This window comes from Burkholderia sp. R-40 (genome assembly GCF_049942845.1).
Taxonomy (GTDB): domain Bacteria; phylum Pseudomonadota; class Gammaproteobacteria; order Burkholderiales; family Burkholderiaceae; genus Burkholderia; species Burkholderia ambifaria.
Genome location: NZ_CP187967.1, coordinates 1,441,090 through 1,465,120, shown reverse-complemented (window position 1 = coordinate 1,465,120; position 24,031 = coordinate 1,441,090). Strand labels below are relative to the sequence as shown.

Sequence of the window (24,031 nt, the reverse complement as noted above, 5' to 3'; positions counted from 1 at the left end):
TCGCGCACGCACGACTAACCCACCCACGGCACCGCGATCGCCAGCCCGACCACGATCCACTGCACGATCGCGACCAGCACGGCGGCACGGCACAGCCCGACCGCGCCGCGCACGCGGTCGTCCAAAGCGCGTCCAGCCTTCCCCGCATCGATCCAGCCGAGCTCGACAAGCGCGCGATCGAGCGCGGCGAGCCCGTCTTCGACCGACGCATCGCACGACGCCGCCCGCGCTAGCGCGGCGAACAGCCGCCGGTCGATCTCGATGCGCACCGCGTACCACAGCGCGGCAATCCCCGACCCGGTGCTGACCACGGCCAGCAGCACGCGCGCGACCGTCGCCGGCGCCCAGCCCGACGCGATCCACCAGCCGGCGCCGGCCGCGGCCAGCGCAGCCGCGATCGCCCACGCGCCGGCATCGAGCGCACCGCGCGCGGCGGCGATCCGGAACGGAGCAGATGGGTCGCGCATCACGGCCCTCCCGTCACGCGGCGGCGGTCGATCCAGTCCTGCAGCACGGCCACGCCGTCGTCCGACCATACCGCGCGCGGCCGCACCGCCCGTACCGCCGCGAGCGCGTCGCGCGCATCGCCGAGCCCCCGCCGCGCGGCGAGCCACGCGGCCGCGCACAACACGCTGCGCCCGTAGCCGAGCGCGCAGCAGACCAGCACGTCGCGCCCTTCCGCATGCAGGCGTTCGAGTGCCGCGACGGCCGCCGCGAGCTGCGCGGGTGTGGGCGCGACGAGGTCGAGTTGCGGCACCGCCACATACGCGAGAGACGCGTCGGCCGCGGCCCAGCGCGGCATCTCGGCCGTCAGGTCGACGAGCGCCGTGAAGCCGTGGCGCCGCACGTCGCGCGTGGTCGGCGTGCGGCCGATCCACACGCGCTCGTCGATCCGCACCGCCGCCGGCTGCCGGAACGTCCATAACCGCGAATTGACGAACGCCCCGGCGATCGTCGGCGCGAGCAGCCAGCGGACGGACATCGGCAAGCGGCCCGCATCGTCCTTCTGGAACGCGCCGGGCGCGCCGCGCCAATAGATCCACGCGACGCACGCGAGCGCCAGCGCCCCCCACCCGGCCGCCAACGCCAGGCCCGGCGCACGCGACACGCAGTAAAGCGCCGCGAGCGCGACCAGTGCAGCACCGAGCGCGTAGCGGCGCGCCAGCGCGCGTCCGGCGGCGGACGGGGAAGCGGCCGCACCCGGCAACCGCCCCGCGGCGTCACGCAACGGAAACAGGAACAGCGCGAGACAGCCGACAGCCGCACCGGTCGGCACGTCGATCGAGTGATGCTGGTAAGTCGTCAGCACCGACACGCCGATCGCCGCGAACCACGCATGCAGCACGATGCGCGCGGCGGTGCCGCGCAGATGCTTCGCATAGACAGCCCACAACACGACGAGCAGGCCGATGTGCAGCGACGGCGCCTGGTTGAACGGCTTGTCGAATCCCATCAGCAGCGTGAACAGCGCGCCGGCCGCGCCGCCCGCATCGGGCCGCTCGAAGCCGAAGCGCAGCGGCCATGCGATGAAGCACGCGACCGAGATCAGCTGCACGGTCAACAGCCGCTTCACGTGATCGAGCAGATCGTCGCGGCGGGTCCAGAAGAAGAACGACAGCGCGTACAGCAGGTCGATCGACCAGTACGGCACGATGGTCCACGGCACGAACGGAATCCCGTGCTCCCAGCCGAACGCGAAGGTCGGCACCTCGGCGCGGCGCGCGGCGAGCCAGTTCGCGAAGCCGTAGGTCGATAAGAACACCGCACCCATCGCCGCGAGCCAGCCGACGCGCAGCGCGAACGACGCATCGCGCGCGCCGGCCGCCGGCTCGGCCAGACCGCCGCCCGCGCCGCCGCCGAGCGCGCTCACGACGCGTCGACCCGCTGCGCGAGGCTCACCGTGAAGATGCCCATCTCGTCGATGCGCTGGTCGAGCTTGCGGAAACCGGCGCGCGCGACGAGCTCGTCCATCTCGGCCTGCGAGCGGCGACGCATCACCCAGGTCGCGTCGCCGCGATGGTTGTTCAGCGCACGCGCGATGAATTCGAGCTGCGGATGCCACGGCTGCCCCGTATAGACGAGATAGCCGCCGGGCGGCACCGCCTGCGCGAGCCCGCGCAGCGAGCGCTCGATCAGCGCGTTCTCGCCGAACAGTTCATACAGCCCCGACACGATCGCGAGCGTCGGGCGCGGCTCGAGCGTCGCGAGCGACGCCTCGTCGAACGCGTCGCCCCGCTCGAAGCGCGCGATCGGCTCGAGGCCGCGCTGCGCGATCAGCACGCGTCCGGCCTCGACGTTCGGCGGGCTGTAGTCGCGCAGCGTGATGTCGTCGGGCGCAGCGCCGTCGCGTTCGGCGGCCGTCGCGATCGCGTCGAGCACATAGCGTCCGTGCCCGGCCGCGATGTCGACGATCCGCACGGGTTCGCCGAGGCCGCGCAGCCGGCCGATCGCCGCGCCGATCAGCTCCTGCAGATGCACCTTGCGCTGACGGATGCCGACCCAGCCCGGCGAGTCGAGATAGGTGCGGTCGATCAGCGCGCCGACGCCGAGCCGGCCCTGCGCGCGGTTGCGGTACACGTAGTCGAGCGTCGAGCCCGAATCGAAGCCGAGCCGCAGCCCGAGCGCGATGCCGTCCGACAGCGCGCCGCCGGCCTTCAGCCCGGCTCGCGTGGTCGCCCAGTACGCGCGGGCGAACGGGTTCGCGGGCGGCCGGCCGAGCGCCGCGTATTCGTCGTGGAACGCGCCGCGCCGGTCGGCGTCGGCGAGCGACACGCGCGGGCTCGGCGTATCGAACTCGCGCAGCACGAACGTGCGCAGCGGCGCGAGCGCCTGCGCGCGGTCGCGCTCGCCGAGCGTGTCGTGATAGAAGCCGGGCAGCACGATGCGCTCCTTGCGCACGGCGCCGAGCCGCTCGAAGAAGCGGTCCTGCGGGCCGCGATGGACGACCCAGTCGGCGCCCGAGATCAGCAGCTGCGTCGGCACGGTGATCGCGGCCGCATCGGCGACGATCCGCTTCGCGGTGTCGTGCAGGTCGAGCAGCATGTTGACGGCGATCGGCCGCGTGATCAGCGGATCGGCCGCATAGCTCGCGATCCGTTCGGGGTCGTGCGTGAGGAATTTCGGTTTCACGTAGCTGTTCACGTAGAACAGCCCGCGCAGCTTGTGCATCAGCCGCAGCCCCGGCCGCGCGAACGGCACATAGAGCTTGATGTGGAACGCCGGCGACGCGACCACGAGGCAGCGGATCGGCGGCGCGTAATCGTGTACCCAGGTGGCGGCGAGCACCGCGCCGACGCTCTGCCCGATCACGGCGATGTCCTCGATCGCGATGCCGTGCGTGTCGCGGATATGCTCGACGAAGATCTGCAGGTCGCGCACCGACGCGGCCGCGCTCGGGCTGTAGCCGCGCGCGCCGGGCGAGCGGCCGTGGCCGCGCGCATCCCATGCGAAGAACGCGAAGTCCGGCAGGTCGAGCTCGTCGACGAGGTGCGCGACGCGCGCCGAATGTTCGTGGCCACGATGCAGCAGCACGATCGCGCCGCGGCAGCGCGGGCCCGTCGCGGGCCAGTGACGATAGAACAGCGTTTCGCCGTCGTGCGTGGTGAAGTCAGCCTCGCGGGCCGTGCGTGCGCTCATGCGTTTCTCTCGTTTCGTTGTTCGAATCATGCGGCGCCGCCCTCAGGCGCCGGCCCACCCGTTGGCCGTCAGCCGCCCGCTTCGGCGACGCCGGCCTGCACGCGGCGCACCACCGTCACGATCGACAGCACGATCAGCACACGCCACAGCCATGCGGCGACGCTGCCGACCGGCAGGCCGAAGCCGATCCACAGCGCGAACGCACCGAGCGCGAGCGCGCGGTCGCTCTTGCCGAACGGGCCGTCGTAGCGGCGCGTCGCACCGGCGAGCGGGCCGATCAGCCCTGCGCATTCGACGATGACCGCCATCAGCGCGAACAGCCAGACGTCCGCCGGAGCGAACGCGGGAATCGCGAGGAACGGCAGCACGAGCGCGACATCGGACACGACGTCGCCGAGCTCGTTCAGGTACGCGCCGAGCGTGCTCTTCTGCCCGTGTTCGCGGGCGAGCATGCCGTCGATCGCGTTGAGCGCCATCCGCGCGAACAGCCAGATCGGGATCAGCAGGAACAGCACGCGGGCGAATACGCCGAGCCCCGCGAGCGCGCCGACGACGATCGAGCCGCCGGCCGCGAACAGCGTGACCTGGTTCGCGGTGACGCCGCGTTCGGCAAGCGAATCCGCGAACGGACGCAGACGGTTCTGGAATTTCGGTTTGAGTGCGTAGAGGCTCATCGTTTTATTGGTTCTGCTCATTCGGACACGTTTCCAGCCGCCATGCCCCGGGCGGCGCAACCGTCGGCATCGACGGCTTTTCGACAGGTGGCCGTAATCGTCGCCGAGCGGCCCCGACGCGTCAAGCAGCACGCCGCTGGCGCCGCGCGGGCAATCTGGCGTTTTTGACGGAAACTCGCGATAATCCGCAGGCCCGATCGCAGCAAGATCCATTCGAACTGCAAACGGGCGCTCGTGCAACAGCCGATTATCACGCCGCCGACCGGCGACCGCGCCGCGACGTCCGCCGGCGCATCGTCCGATTATCGCGGCCCTGCGACAGGCAGCCACGAATTTGAAAAAACTTAAACAATGGCCGTCCGGTGCGCATCCTGCCGCGCCGGCATTCCGGGATTCCGCCTGCCGCGCGTGCGCGGCCGCGCGGGCATGCAGGCAGGAGGCGCGGCGCCGATGAACATCCTGAACGTCTGGCAGCGCGATTTCCTGCTGTCGATCGTCCGGCTCGTCGCCGGCGCGTATCCGGTCTGGCATCAGGCGCCGCCGTCGCCGACGCAGAAGATCTACTTCTCGAACCACACGAGCCACATCGACACGCTCGCGATCCTCGCCGCGCTGCCGCGCGACGTGCGCGCGGTCGTGCGGCCGGTCGCCGCGCGCGACTACTGGGACAGCAGCGACCTGAAGCGCCATATCGCGCAGAAGCTGCTGAACGTCGTGCTGATCGACCGGCATCGCGAAAACGGCGGCAATCCATTGGATCCCGTGCGCGACGCGCTGCGGCAAGGCCACTCGATCATCATCTTCCCGGAAGGCACGCGCGGCGCCGACGTGTTGCCGCAGCCATTCAAGAGCGGCCTGTTCCATCTCGCGACGGAGTTTCCCGACGTCGCGCTCGTGCCGGTCTATCTCGAGAACCTGCAGCGCATCATGCCGAAGGGCGCGATCTGGCCCGTGCCGCTGATCTGCAAGGTGCACGTCGGTGCGAACGACGCGCTCGGCGCCGGTGAAGACAAGCCGACCTTTCTCACTCGCATGCGCGACGCGATCGTCGCGCTCGCGCCGCCGCAGCGGCCGGCCGGCTGATCGCGGCGCCCTCCTCTCCCTTTTCCGGACCTCTTCATGCGAACTCTCTTCTGGGAACTGGTCGCGGGCGTCACCGGCGTGCTGGTGCTCGCGACGGTGATCGGCGCGATCCTCGGCGCGCGCAGCGGCGGCGCCAGCGCGACGGTCATCAACCTGAACCAGCGCATCCGCGCGTGGTGGGCGATGATCGCGATCATGGTCATCGCGATCAGCCTCGGCAACAACGTCACGTACCTGGTGTTCGCGCTGCTGTCGTACCTGACGCTGCGCGAATTCATCACGCTCACGCCGACCACCGCGAGCGACCATACGACGCTCTTCATCGCGTTCTTCGTCGCGATTCCGGTGCAGTACGTGCTGCTCGGGATCAACTGGTACGGGATGTATTCGATCTTCGTGCCGGTGCACCTGTTCTTCGCGATGTCGCTGGTGTCGGCGCTCACGCAGGACACGCGCGAATTCCTGAGCCGCAACGCGAAGATCAACTGGGCGCTGATGGTCTGCGTGTACGGGCTGAGCCATGCGCCGGCCGTGCTGATCCTCGACATTCCGCGCTACGCGGGGCAGAACGCGCTGCTGCTGTTCTTCTTCCTGTTCGTCGTGCAGATCAGCGACGTGCTGCAGTACGTGGTCGGCAAGCTGTGCGGGCGACGCAAGATCGCGCCGCGCCTGTCGCCGTCGAAGACGGTCGAGGGCTTCATCGGCGGCGGCCTGCTCGCGACGCTTTGCGGCGCGTCGCTGTATCGCGTGACGCCGTTCAGCTTCGGCGCGGCGTTCGGGATCTCGCTCGCGATCGTGATCGCGGGCTTCGTCGGCGGCCTCGTGCTGTCGGCCGTGAAGCGTTCGCTCGGCACCAAGGACTGGGGCTCGATGATCGCGGGCCACGGCGGGATGCTCGATCGCGTCGACTCGATCTGCTTCGCGGCGCCGGTGTTCTTCCACCTCGTGCGCTACGTGTACGTGTGACGGGCGGGCGGCGCGATGCCGCCCGGATCCGCGGTACCGTGGTTCCGCGCACGGACCGCTCAATACCCGTCGCGCACGGCCTTCGGCACGATGTAGCGGCCGCGCGCCGCGTCGAACTTCACCGTATGGCGCGCGTGAATCGCGCGATTGCCGCGCGTGCCGGTCTCGGTGACGATCAGCGGATACACGCTATCGTTGACGCTCGTGTCCGGCGCGATCGTGAAGCGGCGTTTCTCGCAGCGCGCCGGATCGTTCGCGCATTCGTTCGATTCCGCATTGTCGAGCGCTTCGTCGATGCGCGCCGCCGCCGGCACCAGCGCGTCGCCGTACGGCAGCCAGATCGAGCGCATGCTTTGCGTATAGCCTTGCCGCGAGTCGCTGTTGCCGAGGACGAAACCGAACAGGTGCGGCCCGAGCCGCTGGATGCTCACCGTGCCCGGCTCGCCGCGCCCGCCGGACACGATGCCCGTCTTCTTCAGCGCCGGTTCGAGCGTCGCGCCGTCCTGCGAAGGACGAAGCACGTACAGGTCGATGGTGCCCGGCGTCGCATCGGAATCCATCCCCGGCATGCCGTTCTGCACGGCGTCCTCGGTCTCGCCGCACATCGCGAGCAGCGTGCGCGGGCCGTCGGCCGTCGCGACGCGCAGCGATCCGCACGACGCGTAAATGAAGTCACCGGCGTCCGACTGCCAGCCTTTGCGATCGGCGCGCCAGTTGCCGTAGGTGTCGTGGATGAACTTTTGCAGCTGACGCTCGGGATGCGCCGGCTCGGCCGCATGGGCCGGTGATGGCGCGACGAGCGCGGTGAGTGCCGCGACGGCGGACAGTGCGGCGAGGGTCGCCGCGGGCAGCTTGATACGCGATTTCACGTTCCGGATGTCCATGTCTGAGTTCGATTGGGTGAGTCAGGCCGGCGATCACGGTTGCCGCGGCGCGATGCCGGTACCGTCGCGCTTCAGCCGCGCTGTCGGCACCCAGCCGTCGGCCCGGCTTTTCGTGCGGGGGTTCAGGTAGGTGACCGACGTGAACCGGCCGTATTCGGTTCGCGCGGCGACGTGATCGTGCTCGACGATGAATAGCCCGTCGATTCGGCATGCGTCATCCGGCGCGGAAAAGAACGGCAGTCGCCCCTTGCCTGTCACGATGCGTCCCGCGTCGCGGCTCGTCACGACGTCGCCCCGCTCCTGTGCGCGACGGTTCAGCGCGTCACAATCGATCGCGGCGGGAGCGGATGCGATGGTCCAGGCAGGCGCGGCCGGAGCGATACACGTCGATATGTAGCGCGACAGCGCCTGAGGGTCGACCGCCAGCACATCAGGCTGCGCCGGATCGCGCGTGACGTCGACCGCACGCAACGCATGTGCATCGAGCGTGACCCAACCGATCGTCGCGTCCCCGTTCGGCGTGCCCGGATGGTCGGGCTTCACGAACAGCCTGACGCCGTACACGCCTTCCGGTTGACCGGTCAGCTCCGCCGGCTCCGCATGGATCGCGCGCCGCTCGAACGCGGGATGCCGCAATGCCGGCACGATCAGTCGTGTCAGCCCTTCGTCGCACGACACAGGCACCGCCGCGTGAGCCGCGTGCACGGAACCCAGTCCCCCCAGCGCGACGCACCCCGCAATCGCCGCGAACCATCCACCGCGCATGGCCGCGCCCTTCACGCCCTCCAGCGTGACGATCTCGTTCTTCATTCCAGGATCCGGTCGATGCGCGCGGCCCCTGCCGCACGCGCGGGCGTTGCCCGCGAAGCCGTAGCGTACACGCACGGCGCGGCATCGCAAGCGCGCATCGCACTGGCCCGCCGCGCGCCGCGTCACACCCGCGCGGTATCGGCCGTTTGCGGCTGCGCCAGCTTGAATTCACCCACTATTTGCGCGAGCTGCGCCGCCTGCTCGCGCAACAGCGCCGCGGCCGCGGCGGACTCCTCGACGAGCGCCGCGTTCTGCTGCGTCGAATGATCGAGCTGCGACACCGCCTGGTTCACCTGTGCAAGGCCGGTACTCTGCTCGTTCGCCGCGACCGTCATTTCCGCGATCACGCTCGTGATGCCGCGCACGCCCTCGACGATCTCGTCCATCGTGGCGCCCGCCGTGTGCACAAGCCCCGACCCACCCTCGATCTTGTCGACGGACGCCTGGATCAGCTGCTTGATTTCCTTGGCGGCCTGCGCGCTGCGTTGCGCGAGCGTGCGCACCTCGCCCGCGACGACCCCGAAGCCTCGCCCGTGCTCGTTCGCACGCGCCGCCTCGACGGCCGCATTCAACGCGAGGATGTTGGTCTGAAACGCGATGCCGTCGATCACGCCGATGATGTTCGAGATTTCGTTCGACGCCGCCGTGATCTCGCCCATCGTCGCGACCACCTGGCTCACCACCTCGCCGCCGCGCATCGCGACACCCGACGCCGATTCCGCGAGGCGGTTTACCTGTGTCGCCGCATCGGCCGAGTTGCGCGCCGTGCCGGCAATCTCCTCGAGCGCCGCCGCGGTTTCCTGGAGGCTCGACGCCGCATGCTCGGTGCGGCCCGACAGGTCCTGGTTGCCCTGCGCGATCTCCGCGCTCGCCACGCTCACGGATTCGCTGAACCCGCGGATCTGCAGCAGGATCGCCGAAATCTTTTCCGCAAACAGGTTGAACGCGCGCGCGATCTGCGCGGCCTCGTCGTTGCCGTCCGCCCGCAGCCGCTTCGTCAGGTCGCCGCTGCCGCTGGCGACGTCGGTCAGCGCATCGCGCACCAGCAGCACGCGCTTGAATGCCGCGTTCGTCAGCGCGCCGACGAGCGCGGCCGCGATACAGGCCACGATGACGATGGCCACGAGCGTCGTCGTCGCGACGGCCCGCATGCCGGCCGTCACGTCCGACCGGTCGAGCGCCATCACGAGCGACCAATCCGTGCCGGCGATCGGTTGCGCGCGCAACAGCTTGGTCACGCCGTCCACCGCGGTCGCCACCGGCTCGCTCGCACTCTGCAGGCTCGCGAGGCGCTCAGGCGTCAGTTCCGGCGACAACTGCACGGCCGGTTTCATGATCAGGTCGGTCTTCGCGCCCGCGATGAGGCGCCCGCCGCGGTCGACGAGAAACGCGAAACTCGCCGGCGTCGGGTGCATCGACGCGACGATCGCGCTCGCGCGTTCCATATAGAGACTCGCCGCCAGCACGCCCTTCAGCGCACCGCCGCGCATGATCGGCACCGCGAATGCAAAAGCCGGCTTGCCGGTCGACGCGTCCTGATACAGCGCGGTGACGACCAGCCGGCCGGCCTCGACCGCCTGCTTGTACCACGGGCGCGCGGTCGGATCGTAACCGGGTGCAAGGGGGATGTTCGAGAAGGCCGTGTGGTCCGGCAGGCCGAGCGTCAGCACCTGGAACCCGCCCGACTTGCCGAGCAGCGTCAGTGCCGGCAGCGGATCGCCTTCGCCGAGCGGCAGCGTATCCGCCAGCGCCTGGGTCTGCTGCGCGCGGCCGGCGACCCACTCGTCGAGCGCCAGCGCGTGGCCGGCCAGGACCGACTGTAGGTTCCGGTCGATGGTTTCGTCGTTGTGTCGCTTGACGACCTGGTACACGAGGCCGCCGGTGACGGCGAGCGCCGTGACGACGATGGCGACGCAGGTCGCCACGATCCGGGCGCGAATTGATGACAGCATGATGACGACGATCTCCGGTTGCGCGTTGTTATCGGACAGTCAATGAGTACGCAAACGGGTTTAACGACCGGCCGTGCGGCAACTTGAGGTTAGACTGGTCAGACCATGCAAAAAAAATCAGCGGAGACACCCGGCTCGGCCTCCGGAGGCTCGCGCCGTGCCACGCCTGTACGTTACAGGCGAACCAGTCGAGCACGCAGGCGCGGCGCCGCAAACGCCCACTTCCGTAACCGGGACCCTGAGCGCACGCCCCGCCAGCGACGCACCCCGTCACATCATCACGCCGGCGCCGGCACCTCGATCGCCAGCAGCGCCGAACTGACCGACTTGCCGTGCGCGTCGAGCGCGAGCGAGCGCGTGACGCCACCGCCGAGCGCATCGCGCAGCACGAAGTTGAACGCGGCCAGCGCCGGCAGCTCGTAGCGCACGACATCGCCGTGCACGATGCCCGCGAGCCACATCTTCACCGCCCGCGCATCGAGATGCGCGCGCAGGTGCTCGTAGTGACGCGGATCGCGGCAGATGACCGACACGTTCAGCGTATTGCCCTTGTCGCCGGTGCGCGCATGCGCGAGTTCACGCAGTTGCATCAGGCCTCCACGAATGAAAACGACGGCGTCACGGCCGCGCGCGGCAGCAGCACCGACTGCACCGCGATCACCTCTCGGGTCGACTTGAACGCGCCGCCGCCGCCGGCCGGCCCGTTCGTATACAGCGTCTCGACTTCATTGCCGATCCGCGCGGCCTCGGCGGCACTCGCCGCGCGGCCAGCCACCCGCACGCGGACTTCGGCCGGCTCGCCGCGCACGGCGGGCGTCGCGTCGCCGTACAGCGCATCGACGCCGATCAGATCGAAGCGCAACTCGGTCGCGGCCACGCCGGTCAGCGCGAGCCGCTCGCGGACGATGTCGAGCGCGAGCCGCGCGCGCGCCAGCGCCCCCGGCCCGCCGTACGAGATCTGCCCTTCGCCGATATGGCCGTCGACATACGCGACCGACACCTTCAACGTGTCGGGGCGCGCGGTGCCGCGCCCGCCCGTCACGCGCACGCGGTCCGGCGCCTCCTCCGCGACGGCCACGCGCGTGAAATCCGCGACGACGTCGGGCTGCAGGTAGCGCGCCGGATCGTGGATCTCGTACAGCAGCTGTTCCTTGCAGGTCGCCGCGCTCACGCGGCCGCCCGCGTGCGGCACCTTGGTGATCACGACCGAGCCGTCGGCCGCGACCTCGCCGATCGGGAAGCCGAGCCGCGCGAGATCCGGCACGTCCTTGTAGCCGGGGTCGGCGAAATAGCCGCCCGCCACCTGCCCCGCGCATTCGAGCAAATGGCCGACGACCGTCGCGGCCCCCAGCGTGTCCCAGTCGTCCATCCGCCAGCCGAACGCATGAATCAGCGGCGCGGCGAACAGCGACGGATCGGCGACGCGCCCGGTCAGCACGACGTCCGCGCCGGCCGCGAGCGCGTCGACGATCGGCGCGGCGCCGAGATACGCGTTCGCGGATACGATGCGCTCGCGATACGCGGCGACTTCGTCGCCCGACTCCTCGAAACGCAACGCGCCGCGCAACACGACGTCGAGCACGTCGTCGCCTTCGACCGCCGCGACCTTCAGCCCCGCGAGGCCGAGCGACCGCGCGATCTGCGCGGTGCGCCGCGCGGCCGCGCGCGGGTTGGCCGCGCCCATGTTCGACACGATCCGCACGCCCTTGGCCGCGGCCACCGGCAGCACGGCCTGCATGCGCGCGTCGAGCAGCGGATCGTAGCCGAGCGACGGATCCTTGCGCCGCGCCTGCTGCGCGATCGCGATCGTGCGCTCGGCCAGGCATTCGAAGACGAGATAGTCGAGCTGCCCGTGTTCAGCCAGCTCGACCGCCGGCTCGATCCGGTCGCCCGAGTAGCCGGCGCCCGCGCCGATGCGCACGCGCCGTTCGTGTGGTGGCTTTGCTGTCATGTCGGTACCGTCATCCGGCGCGCGCGCCGGGAACAATCAAAAAACGCCCAGCACGACGCACGCGATCGTCATCACGATCGAGGCGCCGAACAGCAGCGGGAACGTGAACTTCTGGTGCTCGGCCAGCTCGATCCCGCACAGGCCGACGACGAGGAACGTCGCGGGCGTCAGCGGGCTGACCGGAAAGCCGGTCGTCATCTGGCCGAGCAACGCGGCCTGCCCGACATGCACGGCCGGCACGCCGAACTGGCCGGCCACCTCCGCGATCACCGGCAGCACGCCGAAGTAGAACGAATCGGGATCGAACAGCATGCTGAGCGGCATCGACGCGAGGCCGAGCGCGACCGGAATCTGGCCGGCCATCGACGGCGGCACGAAGCCGACCGCCGCCTGCGCCATCGCCTTCAGCATGCCGCTGCCCTGCATGATCCCGGTGAATACTCCGGCCGCGAGCAGGATGCCGGCCATCATCAGCGCGGCGCGCGCGTGCGCGTCGATGCGCTTTCGCTGCATGTCGACGTTCGGGTAGTTCACCATCAGCGCGACGCACAGCCCGACCATGAACATGATCGCGGGAGGAATTTTCTCCCCCATCACGACCATCGTGCCGAGCACGACGAGCGTCAGCACCAGGTTGAACCAGAACAGATGCGGCCGGCGCAGCGCCTGCTCGTCGGGCGTCAGCTCGCGTTTGGGCAGCGGAATCGACGCATCGTCGCGCGACAGGCCGAGCCGCTTCTCCTCGCGCCGGCCGAGCCAGTACGCGACGCCGAACACGAACACGAGCCCGATCGCCTGCACCGGAATCAGCGGATTGAACAGCGCCGACACCGGCAGGTGCAGCGACGCCGACGCGCGGATCATCGGCCCCGTCCACGGCAGGAAGTTGATCCCCGCGGCCATCGACACGGCCGCGGCCAGCACGCGCCGGTCCATCTTCAGGCGGTCGTACAGCGGCAGCACTGCGGGAATCGTCACGAGAAAGCAGACGGCGCCCGAGCCGTCGAGGTGGATCAGCAACGCGAGCAGCGTCGTGCCCATCACGATGCGCGTGGGCCGTGTGCCGACCGCGCGCAGGATGCGGTCGATGATCGGATCGAGCGTGCCGGCGTCGGTGATCGTCCCGAAATAGAGGATCGCGAAGACGAACATCCCGACCACGGGCGCGAGGCCCTTCAGACCGTCGATCACGAATTTGCTCGTATGCAGCCCGAAGCCGCCGATCAGCGACGCCGCGATCGGCACGATGATGAGCGCGACGAGCGGCGACATCCGCTTCGACAGAATCGCGGCCAGCAGCACGACGATCGTGCCAAGCCCGAGTAACGGCAGCATCCGTGTCTCCTACCTTGTCTTTTGTTGGAGACGAGCGTAAGGTCGCCGCAGCGATAGCACAATTGAAATGATTTGATCGCAGCAATCACGAATCGTTATGGATCTGAATCTTCGCGACATTCGCGCGTTCGTCACCGTCGCCCACGCCGGCAACTTCACGCGGGCGGCCGCGCGGCTGCATCTGTCGCAGCCGGCGCTGACCGTGCAGATCCGCCGGCTCGAGGAAATCGTCGGCGCGCGGCTGTTCGACCGCAACAGCCGCAGCGTCGCGCTCACGCAGACCGGGCGCGAACTGCTGCCGCTGCTGCAGCGCTCGCTCGACGACATGGAGCGCGTGCTGCGCGATGCGCGTGCGCTCGGCGAAGGCGCGAGCGGCACGGTACGGCTCGCGTGCCTGCCGACCTTCGCGTCGAGCCTGCTGCCGGAGCTGATCCAGTCGTTCCGGCACGACGTGCCGCGTGCGGGCTTCGAGATTCGTGACGGTGTCGCGAGCCTCGTCACCGCGCTGGTGCGCAACGAGGAAGCCGATCTCGGCCTGACGGGCGGCGATGCGTTCGATGCGTCGCTGGAGGTGCTGTACGTGGGCGCCGACCGGCTCGTCGCCGTGTGCCCGAAGGATCATCCGCTCGCGCGTAAGCGGTGCGTGCGCACCGCCGACGTCGCCGCCGTGCCGCTCGTGCTGACCGCGCGGGGCACGAGCGTGCGCGGCGTGGTCGATGCCGCACTGGACGCGGCCGGCTGCACGCCCGACATCGCGTGCGAACCGACCTACATGATGACGGCCGTCGCGATGGTGCGCGGCGGGCTCGGCGTGACGATCCTGCCGGCGACCGCGCGCGAGGTGCGCGCCGAGCCGGACCTCGTCGCGAAGCCGATCGACGATCCCGCGTTCGTGCGGCCGATCGCGCTCGTCGTGAAGCGCGGGCGCACGCTGCCGCGCGTCACGCAGGCGTTCGCCGACGCGATGCTGGCGGCGTTGAAAAAGCGCGCGTGAGCCGCGCGCCTGGAACTGCGGCCGACCACCGGCCGGCGGCTTACTGCGGGTCCGGCTGGCCCAGATCGACGTGCAGCGATTCGCCGATCGCATAGAAGTTGCCGCCCGCGATGTAATGCAGGCTGCGCAGCGCCGGATCGGCCGATTCGAAATACCAGTGACCGTCGCGGAACACACGCGTGTCGGACCACGCGCCGACCACCTCGCCGATGAACAGGTCGTAGGTCTGCTGGTTGTGCGGCTCGGGAATCAGCTTGCACGCGAGCCAGCCGGAGCAGCCGGCGACAAACGGCAGGTCGTGGCCTTGCACGTCGAACAGCGTGACGCCCGCGTCGCGCAGCTTGTCGGGCCGCTCGGCGAGACTGTGGCTGCCGACCGCATGCGTGAGCTGCAGCTGCGCGGCCGTCGGTACCTGGATCACGAACCTGCCGCTGCGCTCGACGAACTCGCGCGTCTTCGCGGACTTGTCGAGCACGACCGTCAGCTTCGGCGGCAGGAAATCGAGCGCGCAGGCCCATGCGGCGGCCATCACGTTGTCGACACCGTCGTGGCGGGCCGACACGAGCACGGTCGGGCCGTGGTTGAGGAGACGGTAGGCTTTCTGCAGCGCCACCGGCGCGATGTGACTGTCCATGCGGGTTCCCTGGTGAGCGGCGCGGCGCGCGCCGGCCGAAGCGCGAATTCTCGCACTCAATGCCGATCGGCGCCGACGCTGCGCGCCCCGCCCGGCACATGCCGGCGCGCCGCGTGGCATCAGCGCCGCCCCGCCGCCCAGTCGAGCGCCGCGTCGAATAGCGCGAGCCCGGCCGGCGACAGGTTCGCGAACGTGTCGTTGGCGAGGAAGAACATCACGCGGCGTGCGGGCGCGAGCGCTTCGTAGTCCATCGTCGCCCCCTTCTCGTACGCGAAAATCGCGGCCTTGTCCGGCTGCCCGTACACGGTCGCGATCGTGATCGCGCCGAGCCCCGGCCTGCCCCAGCTCATCGGCGCCTGCTTGCCGTACACGTCGGCCACGCCGGCCGGCAATCCGGCCGAGATCGAATGCGGCGCGTTGACGAGCCACAGATAGCGCTCCTTGCCCGTTTCGCCGAAGTCGACGTCGTGGCGCTTGCCCGTCATCGCGAGATCGTCGAGCAGGTCGTTCTCCCACGTGACGAGCGGCTTGTCGAGCGTGCGCCAGCCGGGCCGCACGTTCTTCGACGACACCGTCGACGAGATCACGACGAGGTCGGCATCGCGCGCCGCGTCGGGCGTCGCGCTCTCGTCGATCAATCGCACCGCGTAGCCGCGCTCGCCGAGATGCTGGCCGATCCGTTCGTCGATCTTCAGGTTCGGGCCGTGCAGTTGCACGAGCATCGCGACGCGCATGACGGGCTGCGCCGCGATCGCAGCCGCGGCATCGGCGGCGCGCACGGGCGCGCTGGCCGACAGGCCCGCGCACAGGGCGAACGCCGCACCCGCGAGCGAGCGCAACGCGCGACGCCGGGTGCCGGTAATCGCGGCGCGCGCGGCGGCCGTCTTCATCTTCCGGTTCATCAGGTTCTTCTCCGAAGCCGCGCGTCGTCATGCGCGACGCGCGGCGATTGCATGAAACAAGTGGGACACGTGCAATAGCATATTCGGGCCGCATCGCGCGATTCGATTCCATTAAATAATGAATTGACGAATCCATGACAAACGCCGTTTTAGCGAAATCGGATCGAAAATCCCACGGAATTATCACGAATCCGGCAATACGCCGCTCGCACTATCTTGAAATTCAGGTCGATTAGCACACAGCGCTCAATAATCTGAATCTCTCAACAGGCCTTTGCGCAGCATGCGGCTGTCTGCTTTAGGTCACATCGGAGAATTCCATTTTTGCCGTTCGACGGCGGCTCTGTAGTCTCCTGCCATTCCGGTTCACGCACCCCATGGCAAGGAGATGAAATGAAACGCACGACCCTCTCGCTGATTTCGCTCGCGTCGTTCGCCGCGATCCCCGCCGCGCACGCGCAGTCGAGCGTGGCGCTGTACGGCGTGATCGACACGTCGATCACGTACGTGAATCACGCGCAGGGCAAGGACAACGCATGGATGCTCGGCAACAGCAGCGCGGGCAACCTCTCCGGCAGCCGCTGGGGCGTGAAAGGCACCGAAGATCTCGGCGGCGGGCTGAAGGCGCTGTTCCAGCTCGAGAACGGCTTCGACCCGAGCAACGGTCGGCAGGGCCAGGGCGGCCGCCTGTTCGGCCGGCAGGCATTCGTCGGGCTGACGAGCGAGCGCTACGGCACGCTCACGTTCGGCCGCCAGTACGATCCGCTCGTCGACCTCGTGCAGGGCATCACCGCCGACAACTATCTCGGCAGCGTGTTCGCGACACCGGGCGACGTCGACAACTACGACAACAGCTTCCGCGTCGACAACGCGGTGAAGTACACGTCGGCCGTGTATTCGGGGCTGCAGTTCTCCGCGATGTACTCGTTCGGCGGCATCGCCGGCAGCACCGGCGCCGCGCAGTCGTATTCGGCTGCCGTGTCGTACAACAACGGGCCGTTCAGCGTCGCCGGCGGCTACTTCCACGCGACCAACAGCCCCGCGTCGAACGGCCTGCGCGACGGCTGGACCAGCTCGTCGGACGGCACCTTCGACGGCCCGATCAACAGCGGCTATGCGAGCGCGCACTCGATCGGCATCGCCCGCATCGCGGGCCAGTACGTCGCCGGCCCGTTCACGTTCGGCCTCGGCTACAGCAACGCGCAGTACCGTCGCGACGCAAGCTCGGCGTTCGACTCGAACGAGCACTACAACACCGGGCAAGGCTTCGTGAACTACCAGGCGACCGATGCGCTGCTCGTCGGCGTCGGCTACAGCTATACGCGCTCGGGCGGCGATACGTCGGCGACCTATCACCAGGTGTCGGCCGGCGCGGACTACAGCCTGTCGAAGCGCACCGACGTGTACCTGAGCGCCGCGTATCAGCATGCGAGCGGCCAGACCGGCGACGGCCACGGCGGATCGATGGCCGCGCAGGCGTCGATCGCGTCGTACGGCTATGCGGGCACGAGCTCGCAGACGATGGTCAACCTCGGGCTGCGTCACCGCTTCTGAGCGACGGGGGCCGGCTGCGGGCGGTGTCGTGATGTCGCGGTGTCGGGGTGCCGCGCGGCCGGCCGGTCGGTATCGGATCGCGGATGCCGGATTGCGGATTCGCCAAGACGGCGGCTACGGCCGCCGCCGCCATTTCCGGGCCCCGCAGCGGCGGCCGCACCATGTTCGTTTCACATCGCTGCATGATTCATCGCAGTATTCCGCATTCACGGCGCACCTGACGCGCGACGTCAGTATTGCGACTCCGCTCGAGCGTCGCCTGCGCGCGAAAATCAGCCGTTTTTACCGATCCCATCCGGTCCCGCGACGGTCCCCGCGCAGCGGAAAATGCGCGATAAACGCACCGGCAAATGCAAAGGAAAGTTTGACGCCAGCCATTTGACTGCGCGCTATGGCACACTTCGCGTCTGCGTAATTTCCTTGCACCGGGCGGCCGGATCCCGCCCCATCCTGCCATGCCGCGTCATACTGCCCGTTCGATCAGCCACGCCACGCCGAAGATCACCGCGACGATCGCGCTGTCGTGCGCGCTGCACGGCGCCGCGTGGGCCGATTGCCTCGACGATGCAGCCACGTTCCAGCACGTGAGCGTGAGCCTGCTGCGCGGCATCGCGCAGGTCGAATCGGGTATGAATCCGAACGCGGTCAACACCAACACGAACGGCACCGTCGACATCGGCCTGATGCAGATCAACAGCACCTGGCTGCCGACGCTCGCGCGCGAAGGCATCACGCGGGAAAGCCTGTTCGATGCGTGCACCAACGCGTACGTCGGCGCGTGGATCCTGTCGCAGAACATCCGCCAGCTCGGCGCGAACTGGACCGCGATCGGCGCGTACAACGCCGCGTCGCCCGACAAGCGCCTCGCGTATGCCCGCAAGGTCTATGATGCAATCCGGACCATGCCGGATTCGCCGGATACTCCCATGCCCATCCTGCCTCCTTCCTTTACGCCGCCGCAGCAGGTGCAGGCGTACAACCCGTTCGCGAGCCTGAGCGTATCCGCGCCGCCGGCCGCGCGGGCCCGCACGCTGTCGCCGGCCGCCCCGCCGCCGCCACCGCAAGGCGGTCCCGCCGGCCCGGCCGGCACGTACAACTTCGGCTGGACCGTCACGGGCGCCGACCAGGCCAAGCCGACCCAGGTGTTCGACGATGGCGCGCGGATCTACGTGCAGTTCAGCGACATGAAGCATATGCCGGCGATCTTCACCGAAACGTCGTCCGGCCGCGTGCTGATGTCGTGGGAGCTGCAATTCCCGTATGCCGTTCTGACGCGCCCCGCGCAAACGTTGATCTTCCAGCTCGGGCCGTTCGAGGCGCGCGCGCAGCGCGGCGCGGCGGGGGCAACGACGCAGGCAGGAGCTGGAGCGGCGGCGGGAGCATCACGTTCGGGGGCAACGACGGCTACCACGACGCCTGCGGGGAAACCGCCCGCGAATGCGTCGACCAAGCGCACGGCGTCGGCCGACGCGCTGTGGTATCTGAACACGCCGTCGACGTCGGGATCGGCCGCGACCGCGAACACGGCAAATACCGCGCCGGCGTCACCCTCGTCGATCTCGTCGAACACGCCGGCCACGTGGCCCACCGCGGTGACGTCGAATACGCCGCCGCCGGCCGCCACACCTCAGGCGCCGGCCGCGCGCGTCAGCACCGACGCGCTCTGGTATATCTCGAAGTAACGCGCACGGGTCCGCACGCCCGTCGCGGCCTGCCTACGATATGCGGCTCGGCCGGCCCCGCCGGCCCCATCCATCACCCGCGCCGCACCCAGATCACCTTGCCGTCGCGAATGCCGAGGTCGCGGCGCTCCTCGCGATAGTCCATCGTGCCCGGCAACGACTTGCCGTCGCGCTCGAGCACGCGCCACAGGCAACCGTCGAGCAGCGCGGCCGCCTCCGTTTCGGTCTTGCCGATCAGCGCATCGTCCGGCGCGGCGTCTGCGCTGCACATCGGCGCGGCGTGTCGCGCCGCGCCGCCGGCGGTTGCGTTGGGGTGCTTCGTGTTCATGTCCGCACATCCTGCAAAGGTTGCGCTCGCAACAAGTGCAACGAGCATCGCGATCGTGTTCTTCACTGGCTTCTCCCTGTCGCGGCCCGGCGGTCCATGTACGGCAGTCGTGCACGGCCGGGCATTGCATGCGTGATGGGTGTCGCGCGTCACCGGCCGTTTCCTGACGGATGCCGGCCGGCACACAGCGGCGTTGCGTGACGCGGTCGAATCGATTCGACACGCCGGCGTCGCAGGCCCGGCGTGGTGCCGGAACCGCCTGCATGTTACCGCACGCGATGCGCGGCAACGGCGCGACGCCGACGCTTCGTGGGCGGCAAGCGCGCGCCGGCCACCCGCTCAGAACTTGTAGGTCGCGCCGGCCATCCCGTAGTAGTTGCTGCGCGACTGGACGATCGGGCTGTCGCCATAGCGGCCGAGCAGCCGCGTCACGCCGCCCGTCGCGAGCACCGACCAGTGCCGCGACAGGTTCCAGTTCCATGCGACCGACACCGTCGCGCTGTCGATCCCGCCGCTCGTCGAATATGGCCGGAAGCGGCTCGTCATCGACTGCGCGTCCGTCACGCCGTAGAACGTCTGCGTATAGCGGCCGGTGCCGGCATGCACACTGCCCGTCACGACGATCTCGTGCTGCGCGGTCTTGAACACCGGCACCGCGAGATCGACATGCCCGGACACGCCGCGCGACGTATGCGTCACCGGCGTGTCGACCGTGACGCTCAGTTCGGCCGCGTCGAGCAGCGTCACGCCGGCCCGCACGCCGATGAGCACCGAGCCCGGAATCCGGCCCATCCCCTTCAGGTAGTCCGAACCCGGCAGGTCGAAGCGGTTCTCGTCCGCGCGGCCGGGGTCGTAGCTCACTGCCGCCGACACGAACGCACCATGCGGCAGGTCCAGCCGGTAGCCGGCGCCTTCGCGACTATCGATGAAGAAGCCTTTGCCGAACTTCGCGGAAAGCCCCGGTGCGACGATGCCGCGATACTGGTTGCTGCCCGGGTAGCGCGGCGCGAACCCGCCGCCGAGCGAAATCGAATACTGGTTCTCCGCGTGAGCGGCCGCGGCAAGGGTCAGGCCGGCAAGCGGCACGCAATAGCGGGAACGGCGAAGGGTTGAGCGCACAATATTGAGATATGAGTGACTGAGCCCGCAGTCTAGGTGCCTCCGTGCACCGGGGTTGTCCGTAATCTGCGGGGAATCTGTGCTCAATTGTGTTTGATTGTTCGCGATTGTCGTCCTGCTGCCCGGGGCGCCGGAACGCCGGCTAGAATTCGCGTGCCGCGCCGCGCGCCCGCGTGCGGGGAGCCGGGACGACGCGCGCATATCGAGGAGACCATGTACGACAATCCGCTCAAATACCGTGTGCTGCTGATCGAGGACGACGACCGCCTCGCGCAGCTCGTGCGCGAATACCTCGACAACTATGAATTCACGGTGACGGTCGTGCGGCGCGGCGACCTGGCCGTCGCGGCGGTGCGCGAGCACGAGCCCGCGCTCGTGATACTCGACCTGATGCTGCCGAATCTCGACGGGATGGAAGTGTGCCGGCGCATTCGCGCATTCACCAACGTCCCGGTGCTGATTCTCACCGCGCGCGCGGACGTCTACGATCAGGTCGCGGGCCTCGAAACCGGCGCCGACGACTACGTGACGAAGCCGATCGAGCCGCGCGTGCTGGTCGCGCGCGCCCGCGCGCTGCTGCGCCGGGCACGGCCGGCCGCGACGGAAACCCGCGCCGCCGCGCCCGACGCGCTGATCTTCGGCGAACTGACGATCTCGCCGCCGAACCGCACGGTCACGTGGCGCGGCGATCCGGTCGACCTGAAGACGGCCGAATTCAACCTGCTGCTGATCCTCGCGCGCGCGGCCGGCACCGTGCTGAGCCGCGACGATATCCTGAAGCAGTTGCGCGGGATCGAGTTCGACGGGCTCGACCGCTCGGTCGATTCCGGCATCTCGAAGCTGCGGCGCCGTTTCGAGGATGCGTCGTCGGAGCCGCACAAGATCAAGACGATCTGGGGCCGCGGCTACCTGTTCAGCCCTTCCGCGTGGGACGAATAAATGCTGCGTCCGTTGATCAGGCTGTACCTCATCGTGATCCTGTGCGGCGCCGGATCGATCGCGTTCATCCAGTTTTCGTTCGACCGGATCTTCTATGAACGCGCGGCGCAGGCGCAGCGAGACTCGCTGACCACCTACGCGTTCGTGCTGAACGATTATCTCGAACGCCATCCGGGCGCGCAGCGCACGCTCGCGCTGCGCGAGCTCGCGAAGCACGGCAAGGAAGGATTCGACTTCGTGACGATGGCAGAAGCCCGCGCGCAACTGAGCGGCGCGCCACTGCGCGACCTCGACGCCGGCAAGATCGCGATCGGCTACGACGGCAAGGATTACTACATGCCGCTCGCGGACGGTTCCGTGCTGCATGCGCGCCCGATCCAGCCCTTCGACCTCGACATCAAGATCTACGCCTACTTGCTGCTCGCGCTTGCCGCGCTGTTCGCGGTCGTGCTGTGGATCTCGTATCACTGGCGCGACCTGCGCAGGCTGCAGGCCGCCGCCCATGCGTTCGGCGCGGGCCGCCTGTCGACGCGCGTGAAGCTGTCCGGCCGGTCGAACATCTACGAGCTGTCGCAGCAATTCAACGACATGGCCGAGCGGATCGAGGCGTCGATCAAGCAGCAGCGCGAGATGATGCACGGGATCTCGCACGAGCTGAAGACGCCGCTCGCGCGCCTCGAATTCGGTCTCGCGCTGCTCGCCGAATCCGACGAGAGCGGCCGGATGCGCGAACGCCGCGACGAACTGCGGCGCGACGTGCGCGAACTCGACGAGCTGGTGACCGAGCTGCTGACGATCGGGCGGCTCGAACAAGGCGCCAGCGAGCTCGCGCCGATGGACGTCGTCGTCGATGCGCTGATCGACAGCGTCGCCGGCAACGTCGCGAACGACCTCGCCGATCGCGGCATCACGCTCGACGTGTCGACGACCGGCGCACCCGCCACCCACGTGTGCGATCCGAAACTCGTCGCTCGCGCGCTGCTCAACCTGATCCGCAACAGCGCGCGCTATGCGGCGCGCACGGTGCTGCTGTCCGCGACGCACGATGCGTCAGGGGCGCTGGTGCTGAGCGTCGACGACGACGGCCCCGGCATTCCGGCCGCCGAGCGCGCGCGCGTGTTCGAACCGTTCCAGCGGCTCGACTCGAGCCGCGACCGGCAGACCGGCGGGTTCGGCCTCGGGCTCGCGATCGTGCGGCGCGTCGCGCTCGTGCACGGCGGCAACGTGCGACTCGAGGATTCGCCGCTCGGCGGCGCACGCTTCGTAATTTCGCTGCCGGCGCGGACCTTGCCGGACTTCCGCGGCAACGCGCAGGCGAGTCCGGCATGCGGCCGGGCCGATCTGGCCGGCGCGGCTTCGTTGCTCCGCTGAGCGGATGCGCGGCGGAGCGGTGGCGAGGCGGCACGGCGGCACGGCGGCACGGCGGCACGGCGGCACGGCGGCACGGCGGCACGGCGGCACATGATGCGCCGCCCCGCTCCCGCCCGCCGCGCATCGGACCGCCGCCGCATGGTCCATTGTCAGCGTAATCACGCGTCCGGCAGAATCACGACCTTGCCCTTGACCTGCCGGTTCGCCATGCGCGCGATCGCGTCGACCGCACCCGACAGCGGCACGCGCTCGGTGATCGCCGGCCGCACCTTGCCGGCCGCGAACCATTGCGCCAGCTGGCGCATGTTCACCGCGTGCTCCGCGGGATCGCGCCGCACCGCATCGCCCCAGAACACGCCGAGAATATCGCGCTCCTTCAGCAGCGCCAGGTTCAGCGCGATCTTCGGAATCTCGCCGGCCGCGAAACCGACCACGAGGAACCGGCCTCGCCATGCGGTCGCGCGCAACGCCGCCTCGCTGTACGCGCCGCCGACCGGATCGTAGACGACGTCCGCGCCGCGCCCGCCCGTCAGTTCGTCGACGCGGCGCCGCAGGTCCTCGGTCGCATAGTCGATCGTGTCGTCGGCGCCGGCTGCGCGGCACAGCGCGAGCTTGTCCGCGCTCGACGCGGCCGCGATCACGCGCGCGCCCAGCGCCTTTGCGATCTCGATCGCCGCCAGCCCGACGCCGCCCGCCGCCCCCAGCACCAGCAGCGTCTCGCCCTGCAGCAGACGCGCGCGCTGCTGCAGCGCATGCAGCGACGTACCGTAGGCCAGCACCAGCGCCGCGCCCTGCTCGAACGTCATCCCCGGCGGTAGCGCCGCGATCTGGTGCACGTCGGCCACGCACTGCTCGGCAAAGCCGCCGTGACCGGTGAACGCGACCACCTCGTCGCCCGGCCGCCATGCGCTCACGCCGTCGCCGACCGCATCGATCACGCCGGCGAATTCCGCTCCGGGCGAGAACGGCAGCGCCGGCTTCACCTGATACAGCCCCTGGACGATCAGCGCATCGGGGAAATTGAGCGACGCCGCCTTCACGCGAATCCGCACCTGGCCCGCGGCCGGTTCGGGAATCGCGACGTCGTCGATACGCAAGCGGTCGATCGGGCCGAATGCGGTACACATCAGGGCTTTCATGCTTTCCTCTCTCCTTGCGCGACATCGCCGCGCATCGATACGGCAGCGGGACACGCCCGCGCAAGCGGCGCGCGGCGC

Annotated in this window: 22 protein-coding genes; 7 read left to right on the top strand and 15 right to left on the bottom strand. The window is 69.2% G+C overall.

What is annotated here, in order from left to right; all coding sequences use genetic code 11:
* Positions 1 to 14: 14 nt before the first annotated feature.
* From ACP26O_RS06870 to ACP26O_RS06855, 4 genes are all read right to left on the bottom strand, one after another.
* A complete protein-coding gene (locus ACP26O_RS06870) occupies positions 15 to 467 on the bottom strand; it encodes a hypothetical protein (protein WP_175663889.1) in 453 nt (150 codons plus the stop codon).
* The gene (locus ACP26O_RS06865) at positions 467 to 1,870 is read right to left on the bottom strand and encodes a phosphatase PAP2/dual specificity phosphatase family protein (RefSeq protein WP_175663890.1); all 1,404 of its coding nucleotides are present in this window, start codon (positions 1,868 to 1,870) and stop codon (positions 467 to 469) included. The genes ACP26O_RS06870 and ACP26O_RS06865 overlap by 1 nt, the downstream gene beginning before the upstream one ends.
* Positions 1,867 to 3,636: a bifunctional alpha/beta hydrolase/class I SAM-dependent methyltransferase gene (locus ACP26O_RS06860; RefSeq protein ID WP_175663891.1), complete on the bottom strand. Its 1,770-nt coding sequence runs from the start codon at positions 3,634 to 3,636 to the stop codon at positions 1,867 to 1,869. Before ACP26O_RS06860 ends, ACP26O_RS06865 begins: the two co-directional genes overlap by 4 nt.
* 68 nt (positions 3,637 to 3,704) lie before the next feature.
* A complete protein-coding gene (locus tag ACP26O_RS06855) occupies positions 3,705 to 4,310 on the bottom strand; it encodes a CDP-alcohol phosphatidyltransferase family protein (RefSeq protein ID WP_011656574.1) in 606 nt (201 codons plus the stop codon).
* 450 nt (positions 4,311 to 4,760) lie between these two features.
* On the opposite strand from ACP26O_RS06855, the gene ACP26O_RS06850 reads away from it, so the two are divergent.
* A complete protein-coding gene (locus ACP26O_RS06850; RefSeq protein WP_105833282.1) occupies positions 4,761 to 5,393 on the top strand; it encodes a lysophospholipid acyltransferase family protein in 633 nt (210 codons plus the stop codon).
* Positions 5,394 to 5,429: 36 nt separating this feature from the next.
* Complete coding sequence (locus ACP26O_RS06845; protein WP_175663892.1) at positions 5,430 to 6,359, top strand: phosphatidate cytidylyltransferase; 930 nt, start codon at positions 5,430 to 5,432, stop codon at positions 6,357 to 6,359.
* 59 nt (positions 6,360 to 6,418) lie between these two features.
* On the opposite strand, the gene ACP26O_RS06840 is transcribed toward ACP26O_RS06845, so the two are convergent.
* From ACP26O_RS06840 to ACP26O_RS06815, 6 genes are all read right to left on the bottom strand, one after another.
* Positions 6,419 to 7,243 carry a topoisomerase IV gene (locus tag ACP26O_RS06840; protein WP_175663893.1) on the bottom strand — a complete coding sequence of 275 codons (825 nt, stop codon included), beginning with the start codon at positions 7,241 to 7,243 and terminating at the stop codon, positions 6,419 to 6,421.
* Positions 7,244 to 7,276: 33 nt separating this feature from the next.
* Positions 7,277 to 8,053, bottom strand: a complete 777-nt coding sequence (locus tag ACP26O_RS06835; RefSeq protein ID WP_175701236.1) for a hypothetical protein — start codon at positions 8,051 to 8,053, stop codon at positions 7,277 to 7,279.
* A 122-nt stretch (positions 8,054 to 8,175) separates the two neighbouring features.
* Positions 8,176 to 10,005, bottom strand: a complete 1,830-nt coding sequence (locus ACP26O_RS06830) for a methyl-accepting chemotaxis protein (RefSeq protein WP_175663895.1) — start codon at positions 10,003 to 10,005, stop codon at positions 8,176 to 8,178.
* 278 nt (positions 10,006 to 10,283) lie between these two features.
* On the bottom strand, positions 10,284 to 10,595 hold the full coding sequence (locus tag ACP26O_RS06825; protein WP_175663896.1) for an AtuA-related protein: 312 nt from the start codon (positions 10,593 to 10,595) through the stop codon (positions 10,284 to 10,286).
* The gene (locus ACP26O_RS06820; protein WP_175663897.1) at positions 10,595 to 11,956 is read right to left on the bottom strand and encodes an acyclic terpene utilization AtuA family protein; all 1,362 of its coding nucleotides are present in this window, start codon (positions 11,954 to 11,956) and stop codon (positions 10,595 to 10,597) included. The genes ACP26O_RS06825 and ACP26O_RS06820 overlap by 1 nt, the downstream gene beginning before the upstream one ends.
* 36 nt (positions 11,957 to 11,992) lie before the next feature.
* A complete protein-coding gene (locus ACP26O_RS06815) occupies positions 11,993 to 13,291 on the bottom strand; it encodes a CitMHS family transporter (RefSeq protein WP_175663898.1) in 1,299 nt (432 codons plus the stop codon).
* Between the two features lie 97 nt (positions 13,292 to 13,388).
* Between ACP26O_RS06815 and ACP26O_RS06810 the strand changes: the two genes are divergently transcribed.
* Entirely contained in the window at positions 13,389 to 14,285 is an 897-nt protein-coding gene (locus ACP26O_RS06810; protein ID WP_175663899.1) for a LysR family transcriptional regulator, read from the top strand.
* Positions 14,286 to 14,325: 40 nt separating this feature from the next.
* Here ACP26O_RS06810 and ACP26O_RS06805 read toward each other — a convergent pair whose 3' ends face one another.
* Together ACP26O_RS06805 and ACP26O_RS06800 are read right to left on the bottom strand one after the other, a co-directional pair.
* Complete coding sequence (locus ACP26O_RS06805; protein ID WP_175663900.1) at positions 14,326 to 14,919, bottom strand: flavin reductase family protein; 594 nt, start codon at positions 14,917 to 14,919, stop codon at positions 14,326 to 14,328.
* Between the two features lie 119 nt (positions 14,920 to 15,038).
* A complete protein-coding gene (locus ACP26O_RS06800) occupies positions 15,039 to 15,821 on the bottom strand; it encodes a hypothetical protein (RefSeq protein ID WP_175655913.1) in 783 nt (260 codons plus the stop codon).
* A gap of 393 nt (positions 15,822 to 16,214) precedes the next feature.
* On the opposite strand from ACP26O_RS06800, the gene ACP26O_RS06795 reads away from it, so the two are divergent.
* Positions 16,215 to 17,375: a porin gene (locus tag ACP26O_RS06795; protein ID WP_011656562.1), complete on the top strand. Its 1,161-nt coding sequence runs from the start codon at positions 16,215 to 16,217 to the stop codon at positions 17,373 to 17,375.
* A gap of 455 nt (positions 17,376 to 17,830) precedes the next feature.
* On the top strand, positions 17,831 to 19,057 hold the full coding sequence (locus ACP26O_RS06790; protein WP_175663901.1) for a transglycosylase SLT domain-containing protein: 1,227 nt from the start codon (positions 17,831 to 17,833) through the stop codon (positions 19,055 to 19,057).
* Positions 19,058 to 19,130: 73 nt separating this feature from the next.
* Here the strand turns inward: ACP26O_RS06790 and ACP26O_RS06785 are convergent, their stop codons facing one another.
* A complete protein-coding gene (locus tag ACP26O_RS06785) occupies positions 19,131 to 19,451 on the bottom strand; it encodes a hypothetical protein (protein WP_175663902.1) in 321 nt (106 codons plus the stop codon).
* Between the two features lie 273 nt (positions 19,452 to 19,724).
* Positions 19,725 to 20,471 (bottom strand): MipA/OmpV family protein, encoded by a 747-nt coding sequence (locus ACP26O_RS06780; RefSeq protein ID WP_011656559.1) that lies wholly within the window; start codon positions 20,469 to 20,471, stop codon positions 19,725 to 19,727.
* A 246-nt stretch (positions 20,472 to 20,717) separates the two neighbouring features.
* On the opposite strand from ACP26O_RS06780, the gene ACP26O_RS06775 reads away from it, so the two are divergent.
* Positions 20,718 to 21,443, top strand: coding sequence for a response regulator (locus ACP26O_RS06775; protein ID WP_175663903.1), 726 nt, complete (start codon positions 20,718 to 20,720; stop codon positions 21,441 to 21,443).
* Positions 21,444 to 22,814 (top strand): ATP-binding protein, encoded by a 1,371-nt coding sequence (locus ACP26O_RS06770; RefSeq protein WP_175663904.1) that lies wholly within the window; start codon positions 21,444 to 21,446, stop codon positions 22,812 to 22,814. It begins immediately after the preceding gene.
* A 158-nt stretch (positions 22,815 to 22,972) separates the two neighbouring features.
* On the opposite strand, the gene ACP26O_RS06765 is transcribed toward ACP26O_RS06770, so the two are convergent.
* Positions 22,973 to 23,953: an NADPH:quinone oxidoreductase family protein gene (locus tag ACP26O_RS06765; protein WP_175663905.1), complete on the bottom strand. Its 981-nt coding sequence runs from the start codon at positions 23,951 to 23,953 to the stop codon at positions 22,973 to 22,975.
* Positions 23,954 to 24,031 lie beyond the last annotated feature (78 nt).

Excerpts from the sequence above, each read along its gene's own strand:
- ACP26O_RS06870 (WP_175663889.1), bottom strand. The coding sequence starts at position 467 with ATGCGCGACCCATCTGCTCCGTTCCGGATCGCCGCCGCGCGCGGTGCG.
- ACP26O_RS06860 (WP_175663891.1), bottom strand. The coding sequence starts at position 3,636 with ATGAGCGCACGCACGGCCCGCGAGGCTGACTTCACCACGCACGACGGC.
- ACP26O_RS06855 (WP_011656574.1), bottom strand. The coding sequence starts at position 4,310 with ATGAGCCTCTACGCACTCAAACCGAAATTCCAGAACCGTCTGCGTCCG.
- ACP26O_RS06850 (WP_105833282.1), top strand. The coding sequence starts at position 4,761 with ATGAACATCCTGAACGTCTGGCAGCGCGATTTCCTGCTGTCGATCGTC.
- ACP26O_RS06845 (WP_175663892.1), top strand. The coding sequence starts at position 5,430 with ATGCGAACTCTCTTCTGGGAACTGGTCGCGGGCGTCACCGGCGTGCTG.
- ACP26O_RS06840 (WP_175663893.1), bottom strand. The coding sequence starts at position 7,243 with ATGGACATCCGGAACGTGAAATCGCGTATCAAGCTGCCCGCGGCGACC.
- ACP26O_RS06835 (WP_175701236.1), bottom strand. The coding sequence starts at position 8,053 with ATGAAGAACGAGATCGTCACGCTGGAGGGCGTGAAGGGCGCGGCCATG.
- ACP26O_RS06830 (WP_175663895.1), bottom strand. The coding sequence starts at position 10,005 with ATGCTGTCATCAATTCGCGCCCGGATCGTGGCGACCTGCGTCGCCATC.
- ACP26O_RS06825 (WP_175663896.1), bottom strand. The coding sequence starts at position 10,595 with ATGCAACTGCGTGAACTCGCGCATGCGCGCACCGGCGACAAGGGCAAT.
- ACP26O_RS06820 (WP_175663897.1), bottom strand. The coding sequence starts at position 11,956 with ATGACAGCAAAGCCACCACACGAACGGCGCGTGCGCATCGGCGCGGGC.
- ACP26O_RS06815 (WP_175663898.1), bottom strand. The coding sequence starts at position 13,291 with ATGCTGCCGTTACTCGGGCTTGGCACGATCGTCGTGCTGCTGGCCGCG.
- ACP26O_RS06810 (WP_175663899.1), top strand. The coding sequence starts at position 13,389 with ATGGATCTGAATCTTCGCGACATTCGCGCGTTCGTCACCGTCGCCCAC.
- ACP26O_RS06805 (WP_175663900.1), bottom strand. The coding sequence starts at position 14,919 with ATGGACAGTCACATCGCGCCGGTGGCGCTGCAGAAAGCCTACCGTCTC.
- ACP26O_RS06800 (WP_175655913.1), bottom strand. The coding sequence starts at position 15,821 with ATGAACCGGAAGATGAAGACGGCCGCCGCGCGCGCCGCGATTACCGGC.
- ACP26O_RS06795 (WP_011656562.1), top strand. The coding sequence starts at position 16,215 with ATGAAACGCACGACCCTCTCGCTGATTTCGCTCGCGTCGTTCGCCGCG.
- ACP26O_RS06790 (WP_175663901.1), top strand. The coding sequence starts at position 17,831 with ATGCCGCGTCATACTGCCCGTTCGATCAGCCACGCCACGCCGAAGATC.
- ACP26O_RS06775 (WP_175663903.1), top strand. The coding sequence starts at position 20,718 with ATGTACGACAATCCGCTCAAATACCGTGTGCTGCTGATCGAGGACGAC.
- ACP26O_RS06770 (WP_175663904.1), top strand. The coding sequence starts at position 21,444 with ATGCTGCGTCCGTTGATCAGGCTGTACCTCATCGTGATCCTGTGCGGC.
- ACP26O_RS06765 (WP_175663905.1), bottom strand. The coding sequence starts at position 23,953 with ATGAAAGCCCTGATGTGTACCGCATTCGGCCCGATCGACCGCTTGCGT.